Consider the following 20,738-nt stretch of genomic DNA (forward strand, 5'->3'; position numbering starts at 1 on the left):
ACTTACCCAATGATTGCGTAGTGGGTGAGAGACAGCAGAAGCCCCGGGAAAATTCCCAGCAGCAGTACCGCCAGCCCGTTGATGCTGAGCGCGGTGGCCAGCGCGCCGGACGGCTGCACCGGCTCCTCGGCGCCCTCCTGCGGGTCATCGAAGAACATCATCTTGACCACGCGGAGGTAGTAGAAGGCGCCAATGATGGAGAAGATCACCGCAACGATCGCCAGCCACACCAGGTCGGCGCCCACGGCCGCCTGGATCACCGCCAGCTTGGCGTAGAACCCGACGGTCGGCGGCACGCCGGCCATCGAGAACAGCAGCAACAGCATGATGAAGGCGAACCAGGGGTTACGCTTGGCCAGGCCCTTGAAGTCGTCGATCTGGTCGGCTTCATACCCCTTGCGCGACAGGAACACGATCATGCCGAAGCCACCGGCCGCGGTGATCGCGTAGACCATCACGTAGAACATCGCCGAGGCGTAGCCGCTGTCGGTCCCCGCCAGGATGCCCATGAACAGGAAACCGATATGGGCAATGGTCGAGTAGGCGAGCATGCGCTTGATACTGGTCTGCGCGATCGCAATCACGTTGCCCACCGCCAGCGACAGCACGGCCAGGATGATCAGCATCCCCTGCCAGTCCGCGTGCATCGGGCCCATGCCCTCCACCAGCAGGCGCATCAGGAAGGCGAACGCGGCGATCTTCGGCGCGGTGGCAATGAACAGCGTCACCGCCGTCGGGGCGCCGTCGTAGACATCCGGCACCCACATATGGAACGGCACCGCCCCCAGCTTGAAGGCGACGGCCACCACCAGGAACACCAGGCCGAACACCAGCGGGATGTTCAGGCTGTCGTCCGCGGCCACCAGCTCGGCGGCGATCACGGCGATATCCAGCGAGCCGGTCATGCCATAGATCATGGACATGCCGTACAGCAGCAGGCCGGAGGCCAGCGCGCCCAGCACGAAGTACTTCATCGCAGCCTCGGTCGCCCGGCTGTTGTCGCGCCAGAAGGCGACCAGCGCGTAGGACGACAGCGACAGCAGCTCCAGACCCAGGTACAGGGTCAGCAGGTTGTGCCCGGAGATCATGATCATCATGCCGAGCACCGCAAACAGGCCCAGCACGTAGAACTCGCCCTTGTGGATACCGCGCTCCATCAGGTACGGACGGGCATACAGGAACACCAGGAAGCTGGTCACGTACACCGCGATCTTCAGGATGTCGGCCATCGGGTCCTTCACGAAGGTATCCGAGAAGGTCAGGACCGTTTCCGGCCCCATCAGCCACAGCGTCAGGCCGGCCGCCGCGACCAGCGTCGCCTGCACCAGGCCGTAGGTGACATCGCGCCGCGAATCCGGCAGGAACGCGTCGATCACCAGGATCAGGCACGCCATCCCGAGCACGAACATCTCGGGCACGGCGGGGAGGAAATTGGGGATCTCGAAATTCATGTCAGGCGTCCCTTCAGAGCTTCGACTGCGCGATATGCGCCACGAGGTGGTCGATGGTCGCGTTCATCACATCCAGCAGCGGCGCCGGCCACACACCCAGCAGCAGGGTGAAGAAGGCCAGCACGCCCATCAGGAAGAACTCGCGGCGGTTCATGTCGGACAGGCCGGCCACGTTGTCATTGGCCACCGCGCCGAAGATCACGCGCTTGACCAGCCACAGGGTGTAGCCCGCGGCCAGGATCAGCGTGGTCGCGGCGAGGAAGGCGATCCAGAAGTCCGCCTTGAACGCGGCCAGGATGACCATGAACTCCCCGACGAAGCCCGAGGTGCCCGGCAACCCGGTGTTGGCCATCGCGAACAGCACGAAGAACGCGGCGAACCACGGCATGGTGTTCACCACGCCACCGTAGTCGGCGATCTGCCGGCTGTGCAGGCGGTCGTACAGCACGCCCACCGCGAGGAACATCGCCGCCGAGATGAAGCCGTGCGAGATCATCTGCACCATGCCGCCGGCAATACCCAGCGAGGCCCCCTCCCAGTCACCGGTGTTGGAGTAGATGTAGAAGGCGAGGAAGAAGCCCAGGGTCACAAAACCCATGTGCGCGATCGACGAATAGGCGATCAGCTTCTTCATGTCGCTCTGGATCAGCGCCACCACGCCGATGTACACGATCGCGATCAGCGACAGCACGATCATCAGCGTATCCAGCACCGCGCTGGCATCCGGGGTAATCGGCAGCGAGAAGCGCAGGAAGCCGTAGCCCCCGATCTTCAGCATGATCGCGGCCAGGATCACCGAGCCGCCGGTGGGCGCCTCCACGTGCGCATCCGGCAGCCAGGTATGTACCGGGAACATCGGGATCTTCACCGCGAACGCCATGAAGAACGCGAGGAAGATCAGGATCTGCGCGGTCATGCCAATCTGCAGGGCATGGAAGTCCTGGATCAGGAAGCTGCCGGACTGGATGTACATCCAGATCAGCGCGACCAGCATGAACACCGAGCCGAGGAAGGTGTAGAGGAAGAACTTCAGCGTCGCATAGACGCGCCGCGGCCCGCCCCAGATCCCGATCACCAGGAACATCGGGATCAGCATCGCCTCGAAGAACACGTAGAACAGCACCGCGTCCATCGCCGCGAACATGCCGATCATCAGGCCTTCCATCACCAGCATCGCGGCCATGTAGTAGGCGATGCGGTCCTTCACCGATTCCCAGGCCGCCACCACGACCACCACGGTGATCAGCGTGGTCAGCAGGATCAGCGGCATGGAGATCCCGTCCACGCCCAGGTGGTAGTTCACGTTGAACGCGGGAATCCACGAGGCCAGCTCCTGGAACTGCATCTCCGCGGTGCCACGCTCGAACGCGAACCACAGCGGCAGACTGGCCACAAAGGTCGCCACGGCCACCGCGAGCCCGAGCCGCCGCGCGACATGGGGCGCGTCGCGCCCGGCGGCAAGCACCAGGAAGCCGCCGAGAATCGGCAGCCAGATCAACAGACTCAAGATAGGCCAGTCAGCAAACATGGTCGTTCCTTGAAACAGCGATGGACTTCGAGCGCATGGGTGTCGAAGCCGCTCAGATCACGTAGGCGAACATCAGGACCAGCAGGCCGATGATCATCACGAACGCATAGTGGTAGAGGAAGCCGGACTGCATGTGGCGAATGCGCGCGGCGATCCAGCCGACCGAGCGCGCAGTCCCGTTGACCAGCAGCCCGTCGATGATCAGCGCATCACCGTAGCGCCACAGCGCACGGCCCAGTCGCACGGTCCCGCCGGCGAAGAACCAGTCATTGAAGCGGTCGAAGCCGTACTTGTCCTCGAGGATGCGCACACCCAGCTTCAGCCGTTCGGCAATCACGCCGGGCAGTTCGGGCCGCTTCATGTACAGGTACCAGGCCGTACCCAGGCCGGCCATGGCCAGCCAGAACGCGGGCAGCATCAGACCGTGCAGGACGAAGCCGACCACCCCGGTGTAGGTCTCGCCCTTGGTCGCCAGCACGTCCTGCTCCGGCAGCACGAACAGGCTGTCGGCGAAGAAGTCGCCGAACAGCATCGGGCCGATGAAGTAGCCGGCCACCACGGACGGGATCGCCAGCAGCACCAGCGGAACGGTCACCACCCACGGCGATTCCTTCGGCTGCAGCGGTCCGTGGTGATGATCGTCACCATGTTCGTCGTCGTGGTCATCGCCATGGTCGGGCATGTACTTGTGCGCCTGGTCATAGCGCTCCTCGCCGTGGAACACCATGAAGAACATGCGGAAGGTGTACAGCGCGGTCACGAACACCCCGGCCAGCACCAGCCAGTAGGCAAAGGCCGCCCCCGGGATCTGCGAGTAGCCGACCGCCTCGATGATCGCGTCCTTGGAGAAGAACCCGGAGAAAAACGGGAATCCGATCAGCGCCAGCGAGCCGATCAGCGCGGTCACGTAGGTGACCGGCATGTGCCGGCGCAGCCCGCCCATCGCACGCATGTCCTGCAGGTGGTGCATCGCGATGATCACCGAGCCGGCAGCCAGGAACAGCAGCGCCTTGAAGAAGGCGTGCGTCATCAGGTGGAACAACCCGGCGGCGTAGGCCGAGGCCCCCAGCGCCACGGTCATGTAGCCCAGCTGCGACAGCGTCGAATAGGCCACCACGCGCTTGATGTCATTCTGCACGAGCCCGATCAGGCCCATGAAGAACGCGGTGATCGCCCCGATGATCAGGATGAACGACAGCGCCGGAACGGAGAACTCGTACAGCGGCGACATGCGCGCCACCATGAAGATACCCGCGGTCACCATGGTCGCCGCGTGGATCAGCGCGGAGATCGGGGTCGGGCCCTCCATGGAGTCCGGAAGCCAGACGTGCAGTGGCACCTGGGCGGACTTACCCATCGCACCGATGAACAGGAAGATCAGCGCCAGATCCAGCAGACCGAAGGTCCAGCCCGGCCAGATGGTGATGGTCGCATCCCGCATCGACTCGGCTTCGGCAAACACCTCGGTGTAGTTCAGGCTGCCGGCGTAGAACACCAGCGCGGCGATCCCGATCAGGAACCCGAAGTCCCCCACCCGGTTCACGATGAACGCCTTCATGTTGGCGTAGATCGCGGTCGGGCGCTTGTACCAGAAGCCGATCAGCAGGTAGGAGACCAGACCCACGGCCTCCCAGCCGAAGAACAGCTGCATGAAGTTGTTCGCCATCACCAGCATCAGCATGGAGAAGGTGAACAGCGAGATGTAGGCGAAGAAGCGCTGGTAACCCGGGTCGTCCTGCATGTAGCCGATGGTGTAGATGTGCACCATCAGCGAGACGAAGGTGACCACCAGCATCATCATCGCGGTCAGGTTGTCGACCAGGAACCCGACCTCGAACTGGATGCCGTCGGAGACCATCCAGGTGTAGACGGTCTCGTTGTAGACCCCGGCATCCCCGAACACGTGGGCCCAGAACACCACCACGGACAGGATGAACGAGATCGCCACCCCCAGGATGGTGACGCTGTGCGCGCCGGTACGCCCGATCTGGCGGCCGAAAAGTCCGGCGGCGATCGCGCCGAACAGCGGCGCCAGAACGATAAGCAGATAGATCGTATCCATGGCCGGTTATCCCTTCATTGCGTCCATGTCCTGGACGTTGATGGTTCCGCGGTTACGGAACAGCAACACCAGGATGGCGAGGCCGATGGCCGCCTCGGCCGCGGCGACGGTCAGGATGAAGAACACGAACACCTGGCCCGCGAGGTCCTGCAGGAAGAACGAGAAGGCGATGAAGTTGATGTTGACCGCGAGCATCATCAGCTCGATGCACATCAACAGCACGATCACGTTTTTCCGATTCAGGAAGATCCCGGCCACGCTGATGGAAAACAAAAGCGCGGCCAGCACCAGGTAGTGCTCTAGCGTAATCATGTTCTAGCCCTGAGTTCTTTCGGGGGCGGCGTCCGCCCCCGGTGTCCGGGTCCCGCCGCGCGCGGCCGGGATCCCCGATTGGGATTGCACTCGGTTTGCCTACTTGGATTCGTCCTTGCCGCCCGGCGCGTCGGCCCCGGACCCCTGCCCACCCCGGCGCGGGGCCTTCTTCTTCTCCGACGCCATGGTGACCATGCGCACGCGACCCTCGCGGGAGACGGCCATCTGCTTGCCCGGATCGATGGACTTGTTGTCCGGGCGCTTGCGCATGGTCAGCGAGATCGCGGCGATGATCGCGACCAGCAGGATCACCGCGGCAATCTCGAACGGATACACGTATTCGGTGTACAGGATCGCGCCCAGGGCCTCGGTATTGGCGTACTCGGGCCCGGCGCGTTCCGGGACGTCCATGGTGATGTAGCGGGTAATCACCAGCACCAGCACGGTGGCCATGGCCAGCGCGACCACGATGCCCACCGGCAGGTACTCGGTGAAGCCCTCGCGCAGCTTGGCCAGGTTGATGTCCAGCATCATCACCACGAACAGGAACAGCACCATCACCGCGCCGACGTACACCAGCACCAGCACGATACCGAGGAACTCGGCCTCCGCCAGCAACCACAGGGCGGCGGCCGCCACGAAACACAGCACCAGGAACAGCGCGGCATGTACCGGGTTGCGCACACTGATCATGGCCAGCGCGCCGCCCAGCAGGATCGCGCCGAACAGATAGAAAAGGACGAGCTCGAAGGTCATGAGGCGTTCCCTGCGTTACCGGTAGGGGGCATCGACCGCGCGCGCCTGCGCGATCTCTTTTTCGAAGCGATCACCAATGGCCAGGAGCTTGTCCTTGGTCATGATCTGCTCGCCCCGGTTCTCGAAGTGGTACTCGAAGATGTGCGTCTCGACGATGGAATCCACCGGGCAGGCCTCCTCGCAGAAGCCGCAGAAGATGCACTTGAACAGGTCGATGTCATAGCGCGTGGTGCGGCGCGTGCCGTCGGCGCGCTCCTCGGAATCGATGGTGATCGCCAGCGCCGGGCAGACCGCCTCGCACAGCTTGCAGGCGATGCAGCGCTCTTCCCCATTGGGGTAGCGGCGCAGGGCATGCAGGCCCCGGAAACGCGGCGACATCGGAGTCTTCTCGTCCGGGTACTGCACGGTGAACTTGCGACTCAGCAGGTACCGCCCGGTCAGGCGCAGCCCCAGCAGCAGCTCGAAGAACAGGAAACTCTTGAAGAAACGGCGCACGGCTTTCATCTCGAACTCCTCACGCGAACCACGGGCCGACGTTGAAGGCGACCAGCACGCCCTCGACGAACAACCAGACGATGGTCACCGGGATCAGGACCTTCCAGCCCAGGCGCATGATCTGGTCATAGCGATAGCGCGGGAAGGTGGCGCGGAACCACAGGAAGGCGAACAGGAAGATCGCGGTCTTGAACAGGAACCAGTGGATCCCGTGATCCAGCAACGAACCGATCACCGGCAGATCGAAGGCGGCCGCCGGCAGGATCCCCTGGAACGGCGACAGCCAGCCGCCGAGGAACAGGATCGCGGTCAGCGCCGAGATCAGGATCATGTTGGCATATTCCGCGAGGAAGAACACCGCGAACGCCATGCCCGAGTATTCCACATGGAAACCCGCGACGATCTCGGACTCGCCTTCCGCGACGTCGAACGGGGCGCGGTTGGTCTCCGCGATCCCGGAGATGAAATACACGAAGAACATCGGCAGCAGCGGGAGCAGGAACCAGTGGTACATGCTCCCCGACTGCGCCTCGATAATCCCGCCCACGTTCAGGGTGCCGGCGGCCATCAGCACCCCGACCAGGGCAAAGCCCATCGCGATCTCGTAGGACACCAGCTGCGCGGCCGAACGCAGCGAACCCAGCAGCGCGTATTTCGAGTTCGAGGCCCAGCCGGCGATGATGATGCCGTACACACCCAGCGAGGTCAGCGCCAGCAGGTACAGGAGTCCGGCATTCACATCCGCCAGCGCCCCGCCCTCGAAGAACGGCACCACCGCCCAGGCGGCCAGGGCCGGGGCGATCGTCAGTACCGGCGCGCTCAGGAACAGAAAGCGGTTGGCGTTGGTCGGGAGGATGACCTCCTTGGTCAGCAGCTTCAGCGCATCCGCGATCGGCTGCAGCCAGCCCCGCGGGCCGACCCGGTTCGGGCCCACCCGCACGTGGGCGTAGCCAATCACCTTGCGCTCGGCAAAGGTGGTGTAGGCCACGGCCAGCATCAGCGGGATCACGATCAGCTGAATGCCGATCAGGATCTGCATCACGGTCGGCAGGCTGTAGAAGAGGTTCATCATCCAGTCGAACATGTCTTAAGTCCCTCAGGCCCGCGCCAGCGCGACCGTGGTGTTCGGCAGGCCGAGGGCCCCCATCGCCGCGGAGCCCGCGAAGGTCACGGCCAGGCCCGGCGGTACCGAATCGTCCAGCAGCAGGGTCAGTTCCGTCTCGGCCTTGCCCTGACGCAGCCGCACGCGACTGCCGTGGGCATGCCCGCCGGCGGAGTCGGGGTGCACCAGCACGCTCTCCGCCAGTTGCCCCTCGGGGCTGGTCTGCAACGGCTCGGCGCGGCGCAGCAGCGGATCGCCGCTGTAGAGAGCGGCCGCCTGCACGCGCAGAAGGCCCTCGCCGCTGCCGGCCTCGGGCAGTTCCACATGCACCTTGTTCAGGTTGACGCCCGTGTCGAAGCTGGCATCGGCCAGCTGCCCCTTCAGCTCGTCCCGCACCGCAGGCGAGTCGAGATAATCGAAGCCGGCCTGCTCCAGCAGGTTGCCCAGCACACGCCACACCTTCCACCCGGGGCGCGCGTCATCCGGCGTGCGCGCGGCGGCGCGGAAGCTCTGCCAGCGACCCTCGGCGTTCACGAAGGTCCCGGAGTGCTCGAAGCTGGTGGCGATCGGCAGCAGAACATCGGCGACCGCCTCGAGGTCCTCGTTCGCGAAACTGGTCAGCGCGACGACCAGCCCGGCCTGTTGCAGGGCCGCGCGGAAGGCGACCGGGTCGGCGCCGTCACGCCCCGGCTCGAGCCCGGCGATCACGAAGGCGTCGCGGCCCTGTTCCAGCATCGCGGCGGCATCGGCGCCGGCAGTCTCCAGCTCGCGGCCGGCCGGACCGCGATGCGGCAGTACACCCGCGAGCCATGCGCCCCCGGCATTGGCGCCCTGCGGGAGGTAGCCCAGGCTCGCCCCGGTATGCTTGGCGATCCAGCCGGCCAGGGCCCGCAACGTGGAGAAGGCCGGCCCCTGCATCGCGGCAGCCCCGAGCAGGACGTGACCCTGCTTCGCGTCCAGCAGGGCCCGCGCGGCGCGTTCGAAGGCCTCGCGCGTGGCGGGGTCGTCGGTCTCGGCCGCCTTGACGACCTTTTCCAGCTTCTTCGGCAGCGCCTTGCCGGCCGCGGCGATCTGTCCGGCGACCCCGGCCAGCGCCAGCACCTGGTCGTGCGCGTCACCGACCAGCTGGGCCTGCACCGGATAGGTCAGATCCAGCAGCATGTCGTTGATCAGGCTGACCCGGGCACCACGCGAGGCGGCCTTGCGCAGGCGGTGCGCAATCAGCGGCTGCTCGCGACGCGGGTTGCTGCCGACCAGCAGGACGCCATCGGCGTTTTCCAGATCGCCGATCGCGGCACCCAGATAGGGGAACAGCGGCGCTGCGGCCTCGTCGCGGAAATCGCGCTGGTTCACGCGGTGATCGATATCGGTCACACCCATGCCGCGCAGCACCTTCTGCGCGAGATAGTGCTCCTCCAGCGAGAGCGAAGGCGACAACAGGGCGCCGATGCGCTCCGGAGCGACCTCTTTGAGGCCCTCGACCGCATAGCTCAGCGCGGTCTCCCAGGAGACCTCCTGCCACTGGCCATCGACCTTGATGCGCGGACGGGTCAGGCGATCCTCGGCGTACAGGCCCGTGTAGCTGAAACGGTCGCGGTCGGAGATCCAGGTCTCGTTGACGGCCTCGTTCTCGCGCGGGACCACGCGCATCGCGCGGCCGTCATCGGTATGCAAAAACAGGTTGGAGCCCACGGCATCGTGCGGGGCAATGGTGGCGGCCTGGGCATATTCCCAGGCACGCGCGCCATAGCGCGACGGCTTGGCGGTCAGCGCGCCCACCGGGCACAGGTCGATCACGTTGCCCGACAGCTCGTGGGCGACGGTCTTCTCGACGTAGGTGCCGATGCGCATGTGCTCGCCGCGCCCGGTCGCCCCCAGCTCGCGCACCCCGGCGATCTCCTCGCCGAAGCGCACACAGCGGGTGCAGTGGATGCAGCGGGTCATCTCGGTCTCGATCAGCGGACCGATGTCCTTGTCCTTCACCACGCGCTTGGCCTCGGTGTAGGTGGACACGCTCTCGCCGTAGCCCATGGCCACGTCCTGTAGCTCGCACTCGCCGCCCTGATCGCAGATCGGGCAATCCAGCGGGTGGTTGATCAGCAGGAACTCCATGGTCCCCTTCTGCGCGCGCAGCGCCAGCGGGGACTGGGTGTACACCTTCATCCCGTCCATCACGGGCGTCGCACAGGCCGGCAGCGGCTTCGGCGCCTTCTCCACCTCCACCAGGCACATGCGGCAGTTGGCCGCCACCGACAGCTTCTTGTGATAGCAGAAGCGCGGGATGCGGATATCGGCATCATCGGCGACGTCGATGAGCATGGCGCCCTTTGGCGCCTCCACCGTACGGCCGTCAATCTCGATGCTGACCAGATCCTGTTTCTGATCCTGACTCATGCTCGATTCCTGATGCGATGGCGCGGTAGAGCGTCAGGCGGCGTCTGCCACCGGGCTCCGGCCGTGCTGGATGTAGTATTCGAATTCGTGGCGGAAGTGCTTGACGAAGCTGCGCACCGGCATGGCCGCGGCGTCGCCCAGGGCGCAGATGGTGTGCCCCTCGATCTTGCTCGCCACGTCGTCCAGGCGTTCCAGGTCCTCGGGACGGCCCTGGCCTTCCACGATGCGGGTCAGCATGCGGTAGAGCCAGCCGGTCCCCTCGCGGCAGGGCGTGCACTGGCCGCAGGACTCGGAGAAGTAGAAACGCGAGATGCGCTGCAGGGCCTTGACCATGTCGGCGGTCTCGTCCATCACGATCACCGCGCCGGAACCCAGCATGGAGCCGGCATGGGCGATGGAGTCGAAGTCCATGTTCGCCTGCAGCATCGCGTCGCCCGGGACCACCGGCACCGAGGAGCCGCCCGGGATCACCGCCTTCAGCTTGCGGCCGTTCAGCACCCCGCCGGCCATCTCGAGGAGATCCTTGAACGGCGTGCCCAGCGGGATCTCGTAGTTGCCCGGCTTGTTCACATGCCCGGAGACGGAGAACAGCTTCTCGCCACCCGACTTGGGCACGCCGAGATCCGCGAACCACTGGCCACCATTCCGAATGATGGACGGGATGGACGCCAGCGACTCGGTGTTGTTGATCGTGGTCGGCTTGCCGTACAGACCGAAGTTGGCCGGGAACGGCGGCTTGAAGCGCGGCTGGCCCTTCTTGCCCTCCAGCGACTCCAGCAGGGCCGTCTCCTCGCCACAGATGTAGGCGCCCGCGCCCAGCGACGGGTGGAGATCGAAGTCGACCCCGGACCCGAAGATATCCTTGCCCAGATAGCCGGCCTCGTAGGCCTCTTTCAGCGCCGCGGTGAAGCGCGTGTTCACCTCGTCCATGAACTCGCCGCGCATGTAGTTGTAGCCCACGGTCGCGCCGATCGCGTAGCCCGCGATGGCCATCCCCTCGATCAGGGCATGCGGGTTGTACATCAGGATCTCGCGATCCTTGCAGGTGCCCGGCTCGGATTCGTCCGAGTTGCACACGATGTACTTCTGCCCGGGGGTATTGCGCGGCATGAACGACCACTTGAGCCCGGTCGGGAACCCGGCACCGCCGCGGCCGCGCAGGTTGGAGGTCTTGACCTCCTCGATCACGTCCTCGGGGGCCATCTTGCCCTTGTAGACCTTCTCCAGCGCCTGGTAGCCGCCGACGCTCTTGTAGGTCTCGAGCGAGGCCGGATCGTCCAGGTAGCGGGTCGCAAAGCAGATCTGGTTGGCCATGCTACTTCTCCAGACCGTCGAGGATCTCGTCGACCTTCTCGGGCGTGAGATTCTCGTAGTAGACGTGATCCACCTGCATCATCGGGGCGCCACAGCAGGCCGCCAGGCACTCCTCTTCCATCTTCAGGTAGAACTTGCCATCCGGCGTGCTCTCGCCGAGCTTGATGCCGAGACGGTTCTCCAGGTGCTCGATGATCTGCTCCGAGCCGCGCAGCATGCAGGAGATGTTGTTGCACACCATGATCGTGTGCTTGCCGACCGGCTCCAGCTCGTACATCGAATAGAACGAGCCCACCTCGTACACCGCGATCGCCGGCAGGCCGAGGTACTCGGCGACGGCGTCCATTTTGGCGGTGGAGAGATAGCCATCCTCGTGCTGCACCGCGCGCAGGGCGCCCAGCACCGCGGAGCGCTTCTGGTCTTCGGGATAGCGCGCCAGCCAGGCGTCGATCTCTTCGCGCTCGTGGTCGCTGAGCTCCACCTTCTTGCCGGCGGGCTTGTGGAAGGCGACGGTTTTCTGTTCGGCAGCCATCAGCGGTCGATCTCCCCGAATACGATGTCCTGGGTCCCGATAATGGCGACCACATCGGCCAGCATGTGGCCGCGCGCCATCTCGTCCAGCGCGGACAGGTGCACAAAGCCCGGCGGGCGAACCTTCAGGCGATAGGGCTTGTTGGAACCATCGGAGACCAGATACACCCCGAACTCGCCCTTCGGATGCTCCACCGCGGCGTAGGCCTCGCCTTCCGGCAGGCACATGCCCTCGGTGAACAGCTTGAAGTGGTGAATCAGGGCCTCCATGTCGGCCTTCATCTCCTCGCGCTTCGGCGGGGTGATCTTGTGATCCTCCAGCAGCACCGGGCCCGGGTTCTGGCGCAGCCAGTCCACGCACTGACGGATGATGCGGTTGGACTGGCGCATCTCCTCGATGCGCACCAGATAGCGGTCGTAGCAGTCGCCGTTGACGCCCACCGGGATATCGAAATCGAGGCGGTCATAGACCTCGTAGGGCTGCTTCTTGCGCAGGTCCCACTCGATGCCGGAGCCGCGCAGCATCGGGCCGGTGAAGCCCAGCTGCTTGGCGCGGTCGGGATCGACCACGCCGATGCCCACGGTGCGCTGCTTCCAGATCCGGTTGTCAGTCAGCAGGGTCTCGTATTCGTCCACGCAGCCGGGGAAGCGCTCGGTGAAGGCCTCGATGAAGTCCAGCAGCGAGCCCTGGCGGATTTTATTCAGGTCATCCACCACTTCCTGGGATTTCCAGGAGGACGGCTGATACTTGGGCATCGTGCCCGGCAGGTCGCGCGCCACGCCGCCCGGACGGTAATAGGTCGCGTGCATGCGCGCACCCGAGACCGCCTCGTAGCAGTCCATCAGGTCCTCGCGCTCGCGGAAGGCATACAGGAACACCGCCATCGCGCCGATATCCAGCGCATGCGCACCCAGCCACATCAGGTGATTCAGGATGCGGGTGATCTCGTCGAACATTACCCGGATGTACTGCGCCCGCAGCGGGGCCTCGATGCCCAGCAGCTTCTCCATCGCCAGCACGTAGCCGTGCTCGTTGGCCATCATCGACACGTAGTCGAGACGGTCCATATAGCCGATGGACTGGTTGTAGGGCTTGCTCTCGGCGAGCTTCTCGGTGCCGCGATGGAGCAGACCGATATGCGGGTCGGCGCGCTGCACGACCTCGCCGTCCATCTCCAGCACCAGACGCAGCACGCCGTGGGCGGACGGATGCTGCGGCCCGAAGTTCAGGGTGAAGTTGCGAATCTCAGGCATTCTCGGCTCCTTCGCCCGGCTTCTCGCCCTCGCTATAGCGATGGTCGTCGCGGATCACCTTGGGCACCAGCACGCGGGGTTCGATGGTCACTGGCTGGTACACCACGCGCGCCTGTTCGGCGTCGTAACGCATCTCGACGTGGCCGATCAGCGGGAAGTCCTTGCGGAACGGGTGGCCGACAAAGCCGTAGTCGGTGAGGATGCGGCGCAGGTCCGGGTGCCCGGAGAACAGGATGCCGAACAGATCGAAGGCCTCGCGCTCAAACCAGTTGGCCGAGGCCCAGACCTCCACCAGCGACTCGATCTCGGGAAATTCCTCATCGTCCAGCCAGGCCCGCATGCGGACGCGGCGGTTGTGCGCCACCGACAGGAGGTGGGCCACCACGGTGAAGCGCGGCCCGTCCCAGTTGGAATCTTCCGGCGCGTCATCGAAGGTGAAGCGCCCCGAGGTCGCAGCCTCGACTCCCCGGGAGAAGCCCGTATTGGTGGCGGAATCGGTACCCCACTCGTCCTGGCCGTATTCGAGGTAATCCACCCCGCACAGGTCGATCAGGATCTCGAAACCCAGCGCATCACGAAGCTTCTCGCCCGCCTCGCGCCAGGACCCGGGCGTGATATCGACGGTGATCTCGTCGTTCGCCTCGTGCAGGCTTTCCAGGGCATCGCCCAGTTCCGCCCGCAGGGCGTCGATCCAGTTGTCTTGTTCAGCCATCGGAAACCCCGGGTGCGTCAGCGCGCGATGGTGTTCGTGCGCCGGATCTTGTTCTGCAGCTGGATGATGCCGTAGAGCAGCGCCTCGGCCGTCGGCGGGCAACCCGGCACGTAGACATCCACCGGCACGATGCGGTCGCAGCCGCGCACGACGGCGTAGGAGTAGTGGTAGTACCCGCCCCCGTTGGCACAGGAGCCCATGGAGATCACCCAGCGTGGCTCGGGCATCTGGTCGTAGACCTTGCGCAGGGCCGGGGCCATCTTGTTGACCAGGGTGCCGGCGACGATCATCACGTCCGACTGGCGCGGACTGGGCCGGAAGATAATCCCGAAGCGGTCGAGGTCATAGCGCGCCGCACCGGCGTGCATCATCTCCACCGCGCAGCAGGCCAGGCCGAAGGTCATCGGCCACAGGGAGCCGGTACGGGCCCAGTTGATGAGCTTGTCCGCCGAGGTCGTGACGAAGCCCTTTTCAAGAACGCCTTCTATTCCCATTCCAGCGCCCCCTTCTTCCACTCGTAAATGAAACCGACCACCAGAATGACGAGAAACAGCGCCATCGCAAGAAGCCCGAACAGGCCAATGGTGTCTAGCGACACTGCCCACGGGAACAGGAAGGCGATCTCCAGATCGAAGATGATGAACAGGATCGCCACCAGGTAGAAGCGCACATCAAACTTGAGCCGCGAGTCCTCGAAGGCCTCGAAGCCGCACTCGTAGGGCGAGTTCTTGGCGGCGTCCGGCTTGCGCGGACCCACCGCCATACCGACGATCAGCGGTACGATCCCGATCACGATGCCCACTGCGATGAACAGCAGGATGGGTAGATAACCTTCCAGCATTTCTCTCTCCCGTACGCCGCCTCTGGCGGGCAGGTTCGCGAGGCGTCGCGTGGATCGGGCGCGCCGGCGAGCCGTTCAGCGTTGCTGGTTGAAAGCGCGGGTACGGACCGCCCTCGTGGAGACGAGACAGGACCGCACACCGGGCACGGAGTCTAGGTGATGCCCAAAAACGGTGTCAAGTATTCGTAATTTTATAAGACGCTGATTTTATTGTTATTTGGCCCGGGCACTCAGGAACAGAGAGCAACCCGGGCCATCCAGAATTTGGTGCAGATGGTGGGACTCGAACCCACACGGCTTGCGCCACTACCCCCTCAAGATAGCGTGTCTACCAATTCCACCACATCTGCCGTTTGGTACAGGTACCCGGGATCAGTCGGGCACGTCGGCCGGCCGGCCGGATTGCGGGGTATCGCCCGCGGGCTCCTGCCCCGGGACCACCTCGCGCGGAAGATCCGGCGGACCGTCACCTTCCTCTTCCATGGCCTCCATCTGGTCCAGCAGGCTCTCGGCCTCCGGGCTGGAGGCGGCCAGATAGGCCAGTGTCAGGCTATTCAGGAAGAACACCACCGCCAGAAACGCGGTCGAACGGCTCAGAAAGTTGGCCGAACCGGCCGCCCCGAACACCGTTGCCGAAGCCCCGCTGCCGAAGGCGGCGCCAGCATCGGCCCCTTTGCCGTGTTGCATCAGGATCAGCGCGATCAGGCCGATCGAGACCGCGACCTGGACAACCAGGAGCAGGCCGTAAATCATGCTGCGACTCGCTCGCCCGCGGCACGGACGATGGCGGTGAACCCGTCGGCATCCAGCGAGGCGCCGCCGATGAGACCGCCGTCGATATCCTCCAGCGCCAGCAGCCCGGATGCATTGTCGGCCTTCATGCTGCCGCCGTAGAGAATGCGCAGCTCCGCGGCGATGCGCGGGTCGCGGCCGGCGACGCGATTACGGATGAAGGCATGCACCTCCTGGGCCTGTTCCGGCGTGGCGGTCAGCCCGGTGCCGATCGCCCAGACCGGCTCGTAGGCCACCACGGCACTGGCGAAGGCCTCGACCCCGGCCGCGTCCAGCACCGCATCCAGCTGCTCGGCCACGACGCTCTCGGTACGGCCACCCTCGCGGTCGTCCTTCTGCTCGCCGACACACAGGATCGGAATCAGGCCGGCCGCCTGGGCCGCAACGAATTTCGCGGCCACCCAGGCACTGTCCTCGTTCTGCCGCTCACGGCGCTCGGAGTGCCCGACGATCACGTAACGGCAGCCGACCTCGGCCAGCATGGCGCCGGCCAGTTCGCCGGTGTAGGCGCCCTTCTCCTGGTCCGAGCAATCCTGGGCACCCACCGCAATGGGGCCGCCCGAGAGGTCGTCGGCGATTTCGGCGAGGTAGACCGCGGGCGGACACACCGCCACGTCCACGCCCCGGATATCGCCCAGGCTGCCCTTCAGGGCGCTCAGGAGCGCGCGGTTCGCGTCCCGCGAACCGTTCATCTTCCAGTTTCCGGCGACCAGCGGCGTGCGCATGCGGATCTTCCTCCTGCGGTCGGACGCACCCCATGGATAGACGGGGTCCGATCATGATGATTAGAGCGGCGGGATGTTACCGGCGCACCGGGAGCAAATCAACCAAGCCGGCACGCGCCACGCCGGCGGCGCCCGGCGCGGGGTGACGCAGGGAGAGCCGCCCGCGGGCGCCGAGGGCGTCAGATCGCCGCGCGGATACTGTCGGCGATGCGCTCAGCGGCCGAGCGGGTCTCGTTCGCGTCCTCGCCCTCGACCATCACCCGCACCAGCGGTTCGGTACCCGAGGGACGCAGCAGCACCCGACCGCGCTGGCCCAGCTGACCCTCGACCGCGGCAACCTCCGCGCGTACCGGCTCGGCCTCCAGGCAGCCCGAAGCGGCACCGCTGACGGGCACATTGATCAGGCACTGCGGGAGCTTGGGGATCGCCGCGGCCAGCGCCGACAGCGGCTGGCCGGTGCGATGCATCAGGTGGGCGACCTGCAGCGCCGCGACCGTGCCATCACCGGTCGTGGTGTGCTCGAGGCAGACGATGTGGCCCGACCCCTCGCCACCCAGGGTCCAGTCGCGACGCCGGAGCTCCTCCAGCACGTAGCGATCCCCGACCTTCGCGCGCACGAACGGGATGCCGGCGCCATTCAGGGCCTGCTCCAGGCCGAGGTTGGTCATCAGCGTCCCGACCACCCCACCATCGAAGCCCCCGCTCTGCTGCCGCGCCAGCGCCAGGATGCCGAGGATCTGATCGCCGTCCACGACCGTGCCATCGGCATCGGCCAGGATCACGCGGTCACCATCGCCGTCCAGGGCAATCCCGAGGTCCGCCCCGCTGGCGCGCACCTGCGCCGCCACCTTCTCGGGGTACAGGGCGCCCACGCCCTCGTTGATGTTGTAGCCGTCAGGACTCGCGCCAAGGATCTCGACACGGGCGCCCAGCTCCTCGAATACATGCGGGGAGACGTTGTAGGTGGCCCCATGGGCGCAGTCGATCACCACCTTCATGCCGCGCAACTCGGAGCGCGCCGGGATGGCGCTCTTGCAGAACTCCACATAGCGCCCGGCCGCATCGCTGATGCGCACGGCCTTGCCCAGTCGCGCCGCGTCGATCGGCTGCGCCGGCTGATCCAGGCGCGCCTCGATCGCGGCCTCGGTCGCATCCGGCAGCTTGTCGCCCTCGGGCGTGAAGAACTTGAACCCGTTGTCGTGGAACGGGTTGTGCGAGGCACTGATCACGATGCCCGCGGTCGCACGGAAGGTATGGGTCAGGTAGGCGATCGCGGGCGTGGGCATCGGCCCCAGCAGCGCGACATCCAGCCCGGCGGCCGACAGCCCGGCCTCCAGCGCCGACTCGAACATGTAGCCGGACACCCGCGTGTCCTTGCCCACCAGCACCGGGCCCTGGCGCTGGCCGTTCTCGCCCAGCACCTCGCCCACGGCATACCCCAACCGCAGCGCAAACTCCGGCGTCATGGGCCACTCGCCGGTGCGCCCGCGAATCCCGTCCGTCCCGAAATACTTGCCCATCAGTTCCCTCGATTGTCCTGCTCTTCGCCGCCATCCGGCCGCAACTCCGAGTATAGCGCCAGCGCGTCGCGGGTCGCCGAGACGTTGTGCACACGCAGGACACGCGCCCCGGCCTGCGCCGCCAGCATCGCCGCCACGGCACTCCCCGGGTCCCGCTCGGCGACCGGGCGATCCCCCAGCAACTGGCCGATCATCGATTTGCGCGAAACGCCGACCAGCAACGGCAGGCCGGCCCCGGCCAGATGCGGCAGGCCACGAAACAGGGCGACGTTGTGCGCCAGGGTCTTGCCAAAGCCGAACCCCGGGTCCAGCAGGATCTGGCCTCGCGGCACGCCGGCGGCCCGCAATTCGCGCACCCGCTGGTCCAGAAAGGCCGCGATCTCGGTCACCACGTCGTCATAATGCGGCGCACGCTGCATCGACTGCGGCTCGCCCTGCATATGCATCGCGCAAAGCGCCACGCCATCCTCGCGCGCCGCCTCGACCGCCGCCTCCAGGGCCCCCTCGGCTCGGAAGCCGTTGACGTCGTTGAGCAACCCGGCGCCGGCCGCGACCGCCTCGCGCATCAACGCCGGCTTCATCGTATCCACGGACAGCGGCACACCGATTTCCGCGTGCAGCGCCTCGATCACCGGCAGCACCCGGCGGCGCTCCTCCTCCAGTGGTACCGGCTCCGCGCCGGGACGCGTGGACTCACCCCCCACATCGAGGAGATCCGCCCCCTCCGCGACCATGGCGCGGGCGCGCGCCAGGGCCTCTTCGACCCGGGCATATTGCCCGCCATCGGAGAACGAGTCCGGGGTCACATTGAGGATACCCATGATGCGTGGCCGCCCCAGGTCCAGGCGGCGCGCTCCGCATTGCAGCACGGGTGCATCGGTCGGCACGATCATTCTCCTTTGCTACCAACGAAAAAGGCCGCCAGGAAAGGGCCTGGCGGCCTGGGTTCGACGCGTCGGCGGGGGCCCCGCTCAGGACTGCGGCGCGGGCCCGCCTACAACCCCCTTGTTGTCGTCGTCATCGCGACCTTCGGAGCCGTCACCCGAGCCACTGGCGTCGGACTCCTCGCCGGCCTGCGCGGTACCGCCGGGGCCGCCGCCGCTGTCCCAGTCGGCGGGTTCGCGGGGTTCGCGCCCAGCCATGATGTCCTCGATCTGCTTGTCGTCGATGGTCTCGTACTTCACCAGTGCCTGGGCCATCGCATGCAGCTTGTCGATGTTATCCACCAAGATCTGCTTCGCGTGCTGGTAATTCGTGTCGATGATCTGGCGCACCTCGGCGTCGATCTCGCGCGCGGTCTCGTCGGACATCGGCTTGGACTTGCCCATCTGCCCGCCCAGGAAGGGATGCCCCTCTTCCTCGCCGTAGTCCAGCGGGCCCAGCTTGTCCGACAGGCCCCACTTGGTGACCATATTGCGCGCGATCTGGGTGGCACGCTCGATGTCGTTGGAGGCCCCGGTGGTCACCTTGTCGTTGCCGAAGATGATCTCTTCCGCCAGCCGCCCGCCGAACAGGCTCGCCAGCTGGCTTTCCAGACGCGTCTTCGAGTGGCTGTAGCGGTCTTCCTCCGGCAGGAACATGGTCACCCCGAGGGCGCGCCCGCGCGGGATGATGCTGACCTTGTACACCGGGTCATGCTCCGGCACCGTCAGGCCGACGATCGCATGCCCGGCCTCGTGATAGGCGGTCAGCTTCTTCTCGTCCTCGGACATCACCATGGACTTGCGCTCGGCACCCATCATGATCTTGTCCTTGGCGCGCTCGAAGTCGGACATATCCACCAGGCGCTTGTTGGCCCGGGCCGCGAACAACGCCGCCTCGTTGACCAGGTTGGCCAGATCCGCCCCGGAGAAGCCCGGCGTACCGCGGGCAATCAGGTCCGGGCGCACATCCTCCGCGATCGGGGTCTTCTTCATGTGGACCTTGAGGATCTGCTCGCGGCCGCGCACGTCCGGCGGCGGCACCACCACCTGGCGGTCGAAGCGGCCCGGGCGCAGCAGCGCCGGGTCCAGCACGTCCGGGCGGTTGGTCGCGGCGATCACGATGACCCCCTCGGTGCCCTCGAAGCCGTCCATCTCGACCAGCAGCTGGTTCAGCGTCTGCTCGCGCTCGTCGTGACCACCGCCCATGCCGGCGCCGCGCTGGCGACCGACCGCATCGATCTCGTCGATGAAGATAATGCAGGGAGCGTGCTTCTTGGCCTCGGAGAACATGTCGCGCACGCGCGAGGCACCCACGCCGACGAACATCTCGACGAAGTCGGAACCGGAGATGCTGAAGAACGGCACCTTGGCCTCGCCGGCGATGGCCTTGGCCAGCAGCGTCTTGCCGGTACCCGGAGAGCCCACCATCAGCACCCCGCGCGGGATCTGGCCGCCGAGTTTCTGGAACTTGGACGGGTCGCGCAGGAAGTCCACCAGTTCGGTGACCTCTTCCTTGGCCTCGTCGCAGCCGGCCACGTCACCGAAGCCGACCTTGACCTGGTCCTCCGACATCAGCTTGGCCTTGGACTTGCCGAAGGACATCGCGCCCTTGCCGCCGGCGCCACCGCCCTGCATCTGGCGCATGAAGTAGATCCACACGGCGATCAGCAGCAGGATCGGGAACCAGCTGATCAGGATGCTCATCAGCAGGGAACGCTCGGCCTCCTCGTGGGCATTGACCTCCACATTGTTCTGCAGCAGGTCGCCAATCAGGCCCGGGTCGTTCGGATTCACCGTGGTGAATCGCTGGCCTTCCAGCGTGGTGCCCTCGATCTTCTCGCCCTTGATGGTCACGTTATCCACGCGACCGCCCTGCACATCGCGGATGAACTCGGAGTAGGTAATGCTCCGCACATCCTGCGTCTGCTGCTGTGGGCCGAAGTTGTTGAAGACAGACATCAGGACGACGGCAATCACCGCCCAGATGATCAGGTTCTTGGCCAGACCGTTCAAAACGACACCTCGA

General features: G+C 65.8%; 19 protein-coding genes and 1 tRNA gene. All 20 read right to left on the bottom strand.

The features are described from left to right. Positions 1 to 2: 2 nt before the first annotated feature. The 20 genes from nuoN to ftsH all read right to left on the bottom strand — a co-directional run bounded on the left by nuoN (position 3) and on the right by ftsH (position 20,725). On the bottom strand, positions 3 to 1,451 hold the full coding sequence (gene nuoN, locus H609_RS0113130) for an NADH-quinone oxidoreductase subunit NuoN (protein ID WP_018867799.1): 1,449 nt from the start codon (positions 1,449 to 1,451) through the stop codon (positions 3 to 5). A 13-nt stretch (positions 1,452 to 1,464) separates the two neighbouring features. Beyond that, on the bottom strand, positions 1,465 to 2,979 hold the full coding sequence (locus H609_RS0113135; RefSeq protein WP_018867798.1) for an NADH-quinone oxidoreductase subunit M: 1,515 nt from the start codon (positions 2,977 to 2,979) through the stop codon (positions 1,465 to 1,467). A gap of 52 nt (positions 2,980 to 3,031) precedes the next feature. Next, positions 3,032 to 5,041 carry an NADH-quinone oxidoreductase subunit L gene (nuoL, locus tag H609_RS0113140; RefSeq protein ID WP_028485129.1) on the bottom strand — a complete coding sequence of 670 codons (2,010 nt, stop codon included), beginning with the start codon at positions 5,039 to 5,041 and terminating at the stop codon, positions 3,032 to 3,034. A 6-nt stretch (positions 5,042 to 5,047) separates the two neighbouring features. Next, positions 5,048 to 5,353: an NADH-quinone oxidoreductase subunit NuoK gene (gene nuoK / locus H609_RS0113145; protein WP_018141813.1), complete on the bottom strand. Its 306-nt coding sequence runs from the start codon at positions 5,351 to 5,353 to the stop codon at positions 5,048 to 5,050. Between the two features lie 99 nt (positions 5,354 to 5,452). Continuing rightward, positions 5,453 to 6,109 (bottom strand): NADH-quinone oxidoreductase subunit J, encoded by a 657-nt coding sequence (locus H609_RS0113150; protein ID WP_018867796.1) that lies wholly within the window; start codon positions 6,107 to 6,109, stop codon positions 5,453 to 5,455. 15 nt (positions 6,110 to 6,124) lie between these two features. Beyond that, on the bottom strand, positions 6,125 to 6,613 hold the full coding sequence (gene nuoI / locus H609_RS0113155) for an NADH-quinone oxidoreductase subunit NuoI (RefSeq protein WP_018141815.1): 489 nt from the start codon (positions 6,611 to 6,613) through the stop codon (positions 6,125 to 6,127). A 10-nt stretch (positions 6,614 to 6,623) separates the two neighbouring features. Next, the gene (nuoH, locus tag H609_RS0113160; protein WP_018867795.1) at positions 6,624 to 7,688 is read right to left on the bottom strand and encodes an NADH-quinone oxidoreductase subunit NuoH; all 1,065 of its coding nucleotides are present in this window, start codon (positions 7,686 to 7,688) and stop codon (positions 6,624 to 6,626) included. A 12-nt stretch (positions 7,689 to 7,700) separates the two neighbouring features. Further along, entirely contained in the window at positions 7,701 to 10,100 is a 2,400-nt protein-coding gene (nuoG, locus tag H609_RS0113165; RefSeq protein WP_018881327.1) for an NADH-quinone oxidoreductase subunit NuoG, read from the bottom strand. Between the two features lie 33 nt (positions 10,101 to 10,133). Continuing rightward, positions 10,134 to 11,414: an NADH-quinone oxidoreductase subunit NuoF gene (nuoF, locus tag H609_RS0113170; RefSeq protein WP_018875889.1), complete on the bottom strand. Its 1,281-nt coding sequence runs from the start codon at positions 11,412 to 11,414 to the stop codon at positions 10,134 to 10,136. Position 11,415: 1 nt separating this feature from the next. Next, positions 11,416 to 11,946, bottom strand: coding sequence for an NAD(P)H-dependent oxidoreductase subunit E (gene nuoE / locus H609_RS0113175; protein WP_012982125.1), 531 nt, complete (start codon positions 11,944 to 11,946; stop codon positions 11,416 to 11,418). Continuing rightward, entirely contained in the window at positions 11,946 to 13,199 is a 1,254-nt protein-coding gene (locus tag H609_RS0113180) for an NADH-quinone oxidoreductase subunit D (protein WP_017941350.1), read from the bottom strand. The genes nuoE and H609_RS0113180 overlap by 1 nt, the downstream gene beginning before the upstream one ends. Next, entirely contained in the window at positions 13,192 to 13,911 is a 720-nt protein-coding gene (locus tag H609_RS0113185) for an NADH-quinone oxidoreductase subunit C (RefSeq protein WP_018867791.1), read from the bottom strand. The genes H609_RS0113180 and H609_RS0113185 overlap by 8 nt, the downstream gene beginning before the upstream one ends. A 17-nt stretch (positions 13,912 to 13,928) precedes the next feature. Next, positions 13,929 to 14,405, bottom strand: coding sequence for an NADH-quinone oxidoreductase subunit B family protein (locus H609_RS0113190; RefSeq protein WP_012982122.1), 477 nt, complete (start codon positions 14,403 to 14,405; stop codon positions 13,929 to 13,931). Next, positions 14,396 to 14,752 (bottom strand): NADH-quinone oxidoreductase subunit A, encoded by a 357-nt coding sequence (locus H609_RS0113195; RefSeq protein WP_017941353.1) that lies wholly within the window; start codon positions 14,750 to 14,752, stop codon positions 14,396 to 14,398. The genes H609_RS0113190 and H609_RS0113195 overlap by 10 nt, the downstream gene beginning before the upstream one ends. Before the next feature lie 265 nt (positions 14,753 to 15,017). Beyond that, positions 15,018 to 15,102 (bottom strand) — tRNA-Leu (locus H609_RS0113200). A 22-nt stretch (positions 15,103 to 15,124) separates the two neighbouring features. Continuing rightward, a complete protein-coding gene (gene secG / locus H609_RS0113205; RefSeq protein WP_018867790.1) occupies positions 15,125 to 15,505 on the bottom strand; it encodes a preprotein translocase subunit SecG in 381 nt (126 codons plus the stop codon). Beyond that, positions 15,502 to 16,269, bottom strand: coding sequence for a triose-phosphate isomerase (gene tpiA, locus H609_RS0113210; RefSeq protein ID WP_018875888.1), 768 nt, complete (start codon positions 16,267 to 16,269; stop codon positions 15,502 to 15,504). Before tpiA ends, secG begins: the two co-directional genes overlap by 4 nt. 179 nt (positions 16,270 to 16,448) lie before the next feature. Further along, a complete protein-coding gene (gene glmM / locus H609_RS0113215) occupies positions 16,449 to 17,789 on the bottom strand; it encodes a phosphoglucosamine mutase (protein WP_018877160.1) in 1,341 nt (446 codons plus the stop codon). Then, positions 17,789 to 18,682: a dihydropteroate synthase gene (gene folP, locus H609_RS0113220; protein ID WP_018867787.1), complete on the bottom strand. Its 894-nt coding sequence runs from the start codon at positions 18,680 to 18,682 to the stop codon at positions 17,789 to 17,791. Before folP ends, glmM begins: the two co-directional genes overlap by 1 nt. 78 nt (positions 18,683 to 18,760) lie before the next feature. Continuing rightward, a complete protein-coding gene (gene ftsH, locus H609_RS0113225) occupies positions 18,761 to 20,725 on the bottom strand; it encodes an ATP-dependent zinc metalloprotease FtsH (protein WP_018875886.1) in 1,965 nt (654 codons plus the stop codon). Positions 20,726 to 20,738: the final 13 nt, after the last annotated feature.

Source organism: Thioalkalivibrio sp. ALE17 (assembly GCF_000425605.1).
Lineage (GTDB): Bacteria > Pseudomonadota > Gammaproteobacteria > Ectothiorhodospirales > Ectothiorhodospiraceae > Thioalkalivibrio.

What these genes read in the sequence shown, in the direction of transcription:
- nuoN (WP_018867799.1), bottom strand. Translation starts at nt 1,451, where the DNA reads ATGAATTTCGAGATCCCCAATTTCCTCCCCGCCGTGCCCGAGATGTTC.
- H609_RS0113135 (WP_018867798.1), bottom strand. Translation starts at nt 2,979, where the DNA reads ATGTTTGCTGACTGGCCTATCTTGAGTCTGTTGATCTGGCTGCCGATT.
- nuoL (WP_028485129.1), bottom strand. Translation starts at nt 5,041, where the DNA reads ATGGATACGATCTATCTGCTTATCGTTCTGGCGCCGCTGTTCGGCGCG.
- nuoK (WP_018141813.1), bottom strand. Translation starts at nt 5,353, where the DNA reads ATGATTACGCTAGAGCACTACCTGGTGCTGGCCGCGCTTTTGTTTTCC.
- H609_RS0113150 (WP_018867796.1), bottom strand. Translation starts at nt 6,109, where the DNA reads ATGACCTTCGAGCTCGTCCTTTTCTATCTGTTCGGCGCGATCCTGCTG.
- nuoI (WP_018141815.1), bottom strand. Translation starts at nt 6,613, where the DNA reads ATGAAAGCCGTGCGCCGTTTCTTCAAGAGTTTCCTGTTCTTCGAGCTG.
- nuoH (WP_018867795.1), bottom strand. Translation starts at nt 7,688, where the DNA reads ATGTTCGACTGGATGATGAACCTCTTCTACAGCCTGCCGACCGTGATG.
- nuoG (WP_018881327.1), bottom strand. Translation starts at nt 10,100, where the DNA reads ATGAGTCAGGATCAGAAACAGGATCTGGTCAGCATCGAGATTGACGGC.
- nuoF (WP_018875889.1), bottom strand. Translation starts at nt 11,414, where the DNA reads ATGGCCAACCAGATCTGCTTTGCGACCCGCTACCTGGACGATCCGGCC.
- nuoE (WP_012982125.1), bottom strand. Translation starts at nt 11,946, where the DNA reads ATGGCTGCCGAACAGAAAACCGTCGCCTTCCACAAGCCCGCCGGCAAG.
- H609_RS0113180 (WP_017941350.1), bottom strand. Translation starts at nt 13,199, where the DNA reads ATGCCTGAGATTCGCAACTTCACCCTGAACTTCGGGCCGCAGCATCCG.
- H609_RS0113185 (WP_018867791.1), bottom strand. Translation starts at nt 13,911, where the DNA reads ATGGCTGAACAAGACAACTGGATCGACGCCCTGCGGGCGGAACTGGGC.
- H609_RS0113190 (WP_012982122.1), bottom strand. Translation starts at nt 14,405, where the DNA reads ATGGGAATAGAAGGCGTTCTTGAAAAGGGCTTCGTCACGACCTCGGCG.
- H609_RS0113195 (WP_017941353.1), bottom strand. Translation starts at nt 14,752, where the DNA reads ATGCTGGAAGGTTATCTACCCATCCTGCTGTTCATCGCAGTGGGCATC.
- secG (WP_018867790.1), bottom strand. Translation starts at nt 15,505, where the DNA reads ATGATTTACGGCCTGCTCCTGGTTGTCCAGGTCGCGGTCTCGATCGGC.
- tpiA (WP_018875888.1), bottom strand. Translation starts at nt 16,269, where the DNA reads ATGCGCACGCCGCTGGTCGCCGGAAACTGGAAGATGAACGGTTCGCGG.
- glmM (WP_018877160.1), bottom strand. Translation starts at nt 17,789, where the DNA reads ATGGGCAAGTATTTCGGGACGGACGGGATTCGCGGGCGCACCGGCGAG.
- folP (WP_018867787.1), bottom strand. Translation starts at nt 18,682, where the DNA reads ATGATCGTGCCGACCGATGCACCCGTGCTGCAATGCGGAGCGCGCCGC.